At 71.5% G+C, this 6,630-nt stretch carries 7 protein-coding genes and 1 pseudogene; all 8 read right to left on the reverse strand.

Annotated elements, in window-relative coordinates:
- Positions 1 to 842 (reverse strand): methionine adenosyltransferase (metK, locus tag PUR61_RS11950; RefSeq protein WP_329878655.1); only part of this gene is annotated, 842 nt, incomplete at its 3' end.
- Between the two features lie 151 nt (positions 843 to 993).
- On the reverse strand, positions 994 to 2,229 hold the full coding sequence (coaBC, locus tag PUR61_RS11955; protein WP_329878657.1) for a bifunctional phosphopantothenoylcysteine decarboxylase/phosphopantothenate--cysteine ligase CoaBC: 1,236 nt from the start codon (positions 2,227 to 2,229) through the stop codon (positions 994 to 996).
- A gap of 149 nt (positions 2,230 to 2,378) precedes the next feature.
- A complete protein-coding gene (rpoZ, locus tag PUR61_RS11960; protein WP_030240625.1) occupies positions 2,379 to 2,645 on the reverse strand; it encodes a DNA-directed RNA polymerase subunit omega in 267 nt (88 codons plus the stop codon).
- A gap of 36 nt (positions 2,646 to 2,681) precedes the next feature.
- Positions 2,682 to 3,239, reverse strand: a complete 558-nt coding sequence (gmk, locus tag PUR61_RS11965) for a guanylate kinase (RefSeq protein WP_327675652.1) — start codon at positions 3,237 to 3,239, stop codon at positions 2,682 to 2,684.
- Between the two features lie 48 nt (positions 3,240 to 3,287).
- Positions 3,288 to 3,614 carry an integration host factor, actinobacterial type gene (gene mihF / locus PUR61_RS11970; RefSeq protein ID WP_030056187.1) on the reverse strand — a complete coding sequence of 109 codons (327 nt, stop codon included), beginning with the start codon at positions 3,612 to 3,614 and terminating at the stop codon, positions 3,288 to 3,290.
- A gap of 404 nt (positions 3,615 to 4,018) precedes the next feature.
- Entirely contained in the window at positions 4,019 to 4,852 is an 834-nt protein-coding gene (pyrF, locus tag PUR61_RS11975) for an orotidine-5'-phosphate decarboxylase (protein ID WP_329878686.1), read from the reverse strand.
- A 28-nt stretch (positions 4,853 to 4,880) separates the two neighbouring features.
- Complete coding sequence (locus PUR61_RS11980; RefSeq protein ID WP_329878688.1) at positions 4,881 to 5,993, reverse strand: quinone-dependent dihydroorotate dehydrogenase; 1,113 nt, start codon at positions 5,991 to 5,993, stop codon at positions 4,881 to 4,883.
- A 66-nt stretch (positions 5,994 to 6,059) separates the two neighbouring features.
- Positions 6,060 to 6,630: pseudogene (gene carB, locus PUR61_RS11985) on the reverse strand (carbamoyl-phosphate synthase large subunit); the annotation flags it as partial.

The following is a 6,630-nucleotide window of genomic DNA, read 5'->3' on the forward strand; positions in this document are numbered from 1 at the left end:
GAGAAGGCGCCGCCGCCGTGGCGGGCCATGCCGCCGTAGGTGTCGATGATGATCTTGCGGCCGGTCAGGCCGGCGTCGCCCATCGGGCCGCCGATCTCGAACCGGCCGGTCGGGTTGACGAGCAGGCGGTAGCCGTCGGTGACCAGCTTGATGCCCTGCTCGGCCAGCGCCTTCAGCTCCGGCTCCACGACGAACTCGCGGACGTCCGGGGTGAGCAGCGAGTCGAGGTCGATGTCGCTGGCGTGCTGGGTGGAGACGACCACGGTGTCGAGGCGGACGGCCTTGTCGCCGTCGTACTCGATGGTGACCTGGGTCTTGCCGTCGGGGCGCAGGTACGGGATCGTCCCGTTCTTGCGGACCTCGGTGAGACGGCGGGAGAGGCGGTGCGCCAGGGTGATCGGCAGCGGCATGAGCTCGGGCGTCTCGTCGGACGCGTAGCCGAACATCAGGCCCTGGTCACCGGCGCCCTGCTTGTCCAGGGAGTCCTCGTCGCCCTCGACCCGGGCCTCGTACGCGGTGTCGACGCCCTGCGCGATGTCGGGAGACTGCGCACCGATGGACACCGACACGCCGCAGGAGGCGCCGTCGAAGCCCTTCTTGGAGCTGTCGTAGCCGATCTCCAGGATCTTGTCCCGGACGAGCTGGGCGATCGGCGCGTACGCCTTGGTGGTCACCTCGCCGGCCACGTGCACCTGGCCGGTCGTGATCAGCGTCTCCACGGCGACCCGGGAGGTCGGGTCCTCACGGAGGAGAGCGTCAAGGATGGTGTCGCTGATCTGGTCAGCGATCTTGTCGGGGTGTCCCTCGGTCACGGATTCCGAGGTGAACAGGCGGCGAGACACAGCGCTCCCTGGGGTTGCAGCGGCTGCTGACTGAAAGCCCCGGTCGGACCCGGGAACTTCCGGAAAGACTTGATTCCTGGAGTGTAACGGTCGGCTTCCGACAATCGTCACGCGATTCCGCAATTGGAGACCGCCCTCCCACCCTTCGAGATCAGTCGACGGGCGGATCCAGCCGTTCGGCGACCAGGTCCCAGACGACGTCCGCGAGCGCCTCCTTCGGACCCACCGGAACGGGCGTCTCACTGCCGTCCGAGCCCAGTACGACGGCCTCGTTGACGTCCTGGCCGAAGGCCTTGCCGTCCCCGACCTCGTTGACGACGAGCAGGTCGCAGCCCTTGCGGGCGAGCTTCGCCCGGCCGTTGGCGAGCACCTCGTCGGTCTCCGCCGCAAAACCCGCGACCAGTTGGCCCGAACGGGGACGGTGGGCCGAGAGCTCGGCCAGGATGTCCGGGTTGCGGACGAGCTCGACGGGCGGCTGCTCGACCCCGTCGACCTTCTTGATCTTGCCGGTGGCGTAGACCGCGGGGCGGAAGTCCGCCACCGCCGCGGCCATGACCACCGCGTCCGCCTCGGTGGACGCCGTCAGGACGGCGTCCCGGAGCTCCAGGGCGGTGGCCACCCGCACCACGTCCACCCCGGCCGGATCGGGCAGCTCGGCATTGGCCGAGATCAAGGTCACACGGGCACCACGCGCCGCAGCGGTCGCCGCGAGCGCGTAGCCCTGCTTGCCGGAGGAGCGGTTGCCCAGGTAGCGGACCGGGTCGAGCGGCTCCCGGGTGCCGCCGGCCGAGACCACCACGTGCCGCCCGGCGAGGTCGGTCCGGACACCGCCGTAGCGCAGCACCGCCCGGCAGGCGTCGAAGATCGCGGACGGCTCGGGGAGCCGCCCCTTGCCGGTGTCCTTGCCGGTCAACCGCCCGCTGGCGGGCTCCAGCACGATCACGCCCCGGCGGCGCAGCGTGGCGACGTTCTCCCGGGTGGCCGGGTGCTCCCACATCTCGGTGTGCATCGCGGGTGCCAGGACGACCGGGCAGCGCGCGGTGAGCAGGGTGTTGGTGAGCAGGTCGTCGGCGAGCCCGTGGGCGGCCCTGGCCATCAGGTCGGCGGTGGCGGGGGCGACCACGACCAGGTCGGCACTCTGCCCGATCCGCACGTGCGGCACCTCGTGGACGCGTTCCCAGGTCGCGGTGGCGGCCGGGCGCCCGGAGAGCGCGGCCCAGGTGGCCTCGCCGACGAAGTGCAGCGCCGCCTCGGTGGGCACCACGGTGACCTGGTGGCCGGACTCGGTGAACCTGCGCAGCAGCTCGCACGCCTTGTACGCGGCGATGCCGCCGCTGACGCCGAGGACGACGCGCGGTGCGCCCGCCTGCTCCGTGCTGCCGCCCATGATCCCCATCTCTCCTCGCTCGGTGCGTGCTCACCCTACGGCCCGTCGGCGATCACCCGCACGGTGGCACCCCCACGGCCCCCCGACAGCAACGCCGCAGGGCCCGTCGGAGCGAACTCCGACGGGCCCTGCGGGCGAAGGCGGGTGCCTCAGGCGGCCTCGATCGCCTCGGCGGTCAGCATGCCTGCGTTGATCTCGCGCAGCGCGATCGACAGCGGCTTCTCGTGCACGTGGGTGTCGACCAGCGGGCCGACGTACTCCAGCAGGCCCTCGCCGAGCTGGGAGTAGTACGCGTTGATCTGACGGGCACGCTTGGCCGCGTAGATCACCAGGCTGTACTTGGAGTCGGTGGCCTCAAGCAGCTCGTCGATCGGCGGGTTGATGATGCCCTCGGGCGCGGTCATGGAAGAGGACACGCGAAAACCTTCCGAAAGGGTGGAAAAGACAAAAGCTCAGCCTACACCGAGCAAGGCTAGCAGTTCGGTCGCCACCTGCTCGACGGAGGTGTTGACGAGCGTGCTGTCGAACTCCGGCTCGGCGGCCAGCTCGACCTTCGCCGCCTCCAGGCGCTTCTCGATCACGTCCTGCGGCTCGGTGCCGCGGCCGGTGAGCCGGCGGACCAGCTCGTCCCAGCTCGGCGGAGCCAGGAAGACGAGCTGCGCCTCGGGCATGGACTCGCGCACCTGGCGGGCGCCCTGCAGGTCGATCTCCAGCAGCACGGGCTCGCCGCGCTCCAGCTTCTCCAGGACCGCGGAGCGCGGCGTGCCGTAGCGGTTGCCCGCGAACACGGCCCACTCCAGCAACTCGCCGTTGGCGATCAGCTTGTCGAACTCGTCGTTGTCGACGAAGTGGTACTGGACCCCGTTCTGCTCGCCCGGCCTCGGGTGGCGGGTCGTCGCCGACACCGAGAGCCAGACCTCGGGGTGCTGCTTCCTCATATGAGCGACGACCGTGCTCTTGCCGACCCCCGAGGGGCCGGAGAGCACGGTCAGCCGCGGACGCTCACTCATGCACCGATTATCCCGGATCGCGGACGATCCCGGGACCACGGGGCACGGTCAGGCGGCACCGCCGCCGAACTCCCGCTCCAGGGAGGCGATCTGGTTGGTTCCGAGACCACGGACACGCCGGCTCTCGCTGATACCGAGCCGCTCCATGATCTGCTTGGCCCGAACCTTGCCGACGCCCGGAAGGGACTCCAGCAGGGCGGAGACCTTCATCTTGCCGATCACGTCGTTGTCAGCCTTGCCGGCCTTGATCACCTCGTGCAGCGAGGCGCCGGAGTGCTTGAGCCGGTTCTTCACCTCGGCGCGCTCCCGGCGAGCCTCGGCGGCCTTGGCGAGCGCGGCGGTGCGCTGTTCAGGGGTAAGGGGCGGAAGAGCCACGCCGTTCACCTCAGGTGTGGATGGAAGGGATTGAACTATGACTGGTTTGGTTCCCAGGACACCGGTCCACAGGGCGAACTCGCCGCCCCTGACCTGCGAGAGCAACGAGTTTCGCGGCTCTTCGATGACCTATCGCCGGACACTACCCGGATTGCGGCGCCGCGTCAGGAAAAGAACACGAAAAGTCCTGGTCAGCCAAGGCCGACCAGGACTTTCCCGGGCAAAATGACCGCGATTGCGGACCTTTGGCGCCGCCGATGTGACGGCGCTCACGTCAACTCTTGAGATGTCGCGCCGCCCCGTCGCGCCGCTTGCCCGCTCGCCTGCGGACCGTGCCGGGGCGGTTTCGGAGCGACACCGGCCCCGACGGGCGCGCGCGGCGGCGAATCCCGCCGCCGCGGGCGCTACTTGACCGCGTCCGCGTACTCCTGCACGAAACGGTCGGCCGCCGCCCGCAGCGCCTCGACCGAGGGGCCCTGCTTCAGCACGTCGCGGCTCACGCTCGGCACGACGTTGCGCACCGAGTCGCCGAAGACCCGCGGCAGGTCCGCCATGGTCGCGCCCTGGGCGCCGATCCCGGGGGCGAGCAGCGGGCCGTTGATCGCCAGGTCCACCCCGGCGTCGGCCAGGGTCGCACCGACCACCGCGCCGAACGAGCCGAGCGGCTCGGCGCCGGCGTTCTCGGCGGCCAGCTGCCGCAGCACGGAGGCGGCCACCGACAGGCCGTCCGAGCCGACCGCGCGCTGCACCTCGGCGCCCTCCGGGTTGGAGGTGAGCGCCAGCGCGAAGACGCCCGCGCCGTGGGCCGTGGCCAGGTCGAGCGCCGGGCGCAGCGAGCCGAAGCCCAGGTAGGGGCTGACGGTGACGGCGTCCGAGAAGAGCGGGCTGCCGGGCGCCAGGAACGCCTCGGCGTAGGCGGCCATGGTGGAGCCGATGTCCCCGCGCTTGGCGTCCATCAGGACCAGCACGCCGGCCGACCGGGCCTCCTCGACGGACTTCTCCAGGACGGCGACGCCCCGGGAGCCGAAGCGCTCGAAGAAGGCGGCCTGCGGCTTGAGCACGGCCACCCGGCCGGCCAGGGCCTCGACCACGGTACGGCTGAAGGTCTCCAGGCCGGCGACGGAGTCCTCCAGACCCCAGGCGGCGAGCAGGGAGGCGTGCGGGTCGATGCCGACGCAGAGCTGGCCGCGGGTGTCGAGGGCGTGGCGCAGCCGGGCGCCGAAGGGGGCGAGGGTCATGACGTCCTTCCGGGGAGGTGAGGGGGGTTCAGGCGGCCTTGGGCGCGTCGACCGCGCTGCCGACGGCGGCGGCCAGGTTGCGGAAGCCGCCGGCCCGGACCCGGGCGGAGAGGCCCTTGTGGATGCGGCGGCACCAGAACGGGCCCTCGTAGATGAAGGCGCTGTAGCCCTGGACCAGGTCGGCTCCGTGGATGATCCGCTGCCAGGCGTCCTCGGCGGTCTCGATGCCGCCGACGGAGACCAGGACGAGCCGGCCCTCGGTGCGGGCGCGCAGCCGCTGGAGGACCTCCAGCGCGCGGCCCTTGAGCGGGGCGCCGGAGAGGCCGCCCATGCCGATCTCCTCGACCCGGTCCGCGGGGGTGCGCAGGCCCTCGCGGCCGATCGTGGTGTTGGTGGCGATGATGCCGTCGAGGCCCAGTTCCAGGGCGAGGTCGGCGACGGCGTCGACGTCCTCGTCGGCCAGGTCGGGGGCGATCTTGACCAGCAGCGGCACGCGGTGCGGGGTGGTCCGGTCGGCGGCCTCGCGGACGGCGCCGAGCAGCGGACCGAGGTGCGAGACGGCCTGGAGGTTGCGCAGCCCGGGGGTGTTCGGCGAGCTGACGTTGACCACCAGGTAGTCGGCGTACCGGGCGAGCCGCTCGGTCGACTTGACGTAGTCGGCGATCGCGTCGGCCTCCTCGACGACCTTGGTCTTGCCGATGTTGACGCCGACGACCGGGGTCGAGGTGGTGTGCGGGCGGGCGGCCAGCCGGGCGGCGACCCGGGCCGAGCCCTGGTTGTTGAAGCCCATCCGGTTGATCAGGGCGCGGTCCTCGACCAGCCGGAAGAGCCGCGGGGCCGGGTTGCCGGGCTGGGCCTCACCGGTGACGGTCCCGATCTCGACGTAGTCGAAGCCGAGCATCGACAGGCCGTCGATGCCGACGCCGTTCTTGTCGAAGCCGGCCGCGAGGCCGAACGGGCCGGGCAGGTCGAGGCCGAGGGCGCCGGTGTGCAGCGCGCGGTCGCGGGGGGCCAGCACCAGCCGGACCAGGCCGCGCAGGCCGGGCACCGAGGAGGCGAGCCGGACCCAGAAGAAGGCGAGGTGGTGGGCCTTCTCCGGGTCCATCTTCTTGAAGACGAGGTCGAACAGCAGCTTGTACACAAAGTCCTCCCAGGGCATGGAAGTGGGGGGCACCCGGCGGTACTGGTGCCCCCCACTGCGGTGGTGCTACTTGGCGCGGCCGGCGTTGATCAGCTCGGCGTGCTCCTGGAGCGACATGACGCCGACCTCGTCGCGCAGCAGCCGGTCGATGCCCTGGACGGCGGCGCCCATGGCCTGCACGGTGGTCAGGCAGGGCACCGAGCGGGCGACGGCGGCGGTGCGGATCTCGTAGCCGTCGAGGCGGCCGCCGGTGCCGTACGGGGTGTTGATGATGAGGTCGATCTCGCCGTCGTGGATCAGCTGGACGACGGTCCGCTCGCCGTTCGGGCCCTCGCCCTCGCTGTGCTTGCGCACCACGGTGGCGGGGATGCCGCCGCGCTGGAGCACCTCGGCGGTGCCGGCGGTGGCGAGGATCTCGAAGCCCAGGCTGGCCAGCGCCCGGGCCGGGAAGACCAGGTTGCGCTTGTCCCGGTTGGCGACCGAGATGAAGACCTTGCCCTTGGTGGGGAGGGCGCCGTAGGCGCCGGTCTGGGATTTGGCGTAGGCGGTGCCGAAGACCTTGTCGATGCCCATGACCTCGCCGGTGGAGCGCATCTCCGGGCCGAGGACGGTGTCGACACCGCGGCCGTGGACGTCC

Origin of the sequence: Streptomyces sp. BE20 (assembly GCF_036322525.1) — a bacterium.
Taxonomy (GTDB): Bacteria; Actinomycetota; Actinomycetes; order Streptomycetales; family Streptomycetaceae; genus Kitasatospora.

Bases quoted from the DNA above. Each gene is read 5' to 3' on its own strand.
- coaBC (WP_329878657.1), bottom strand. From the start codon at position 2,229: ATGGGCGGCAGCACGGAGCAGGCGGGCGCACCGCGCGTCGTCCTCGGC.
- gmk (WP_327675652.1), bottom strand. From the start codon at position 3,239: ATGAGTGAGCGTCCGCGGCTGACCGTGCTCTCCGGCCCCTCGGGGGTC.
- pyrF (WP_329878686.1), bottom strand. From the start codon at position 4,852: ATGACCCTCGCCCCCTTCGGCGCCCGGCTGCGCCACGCCCTCGACACC.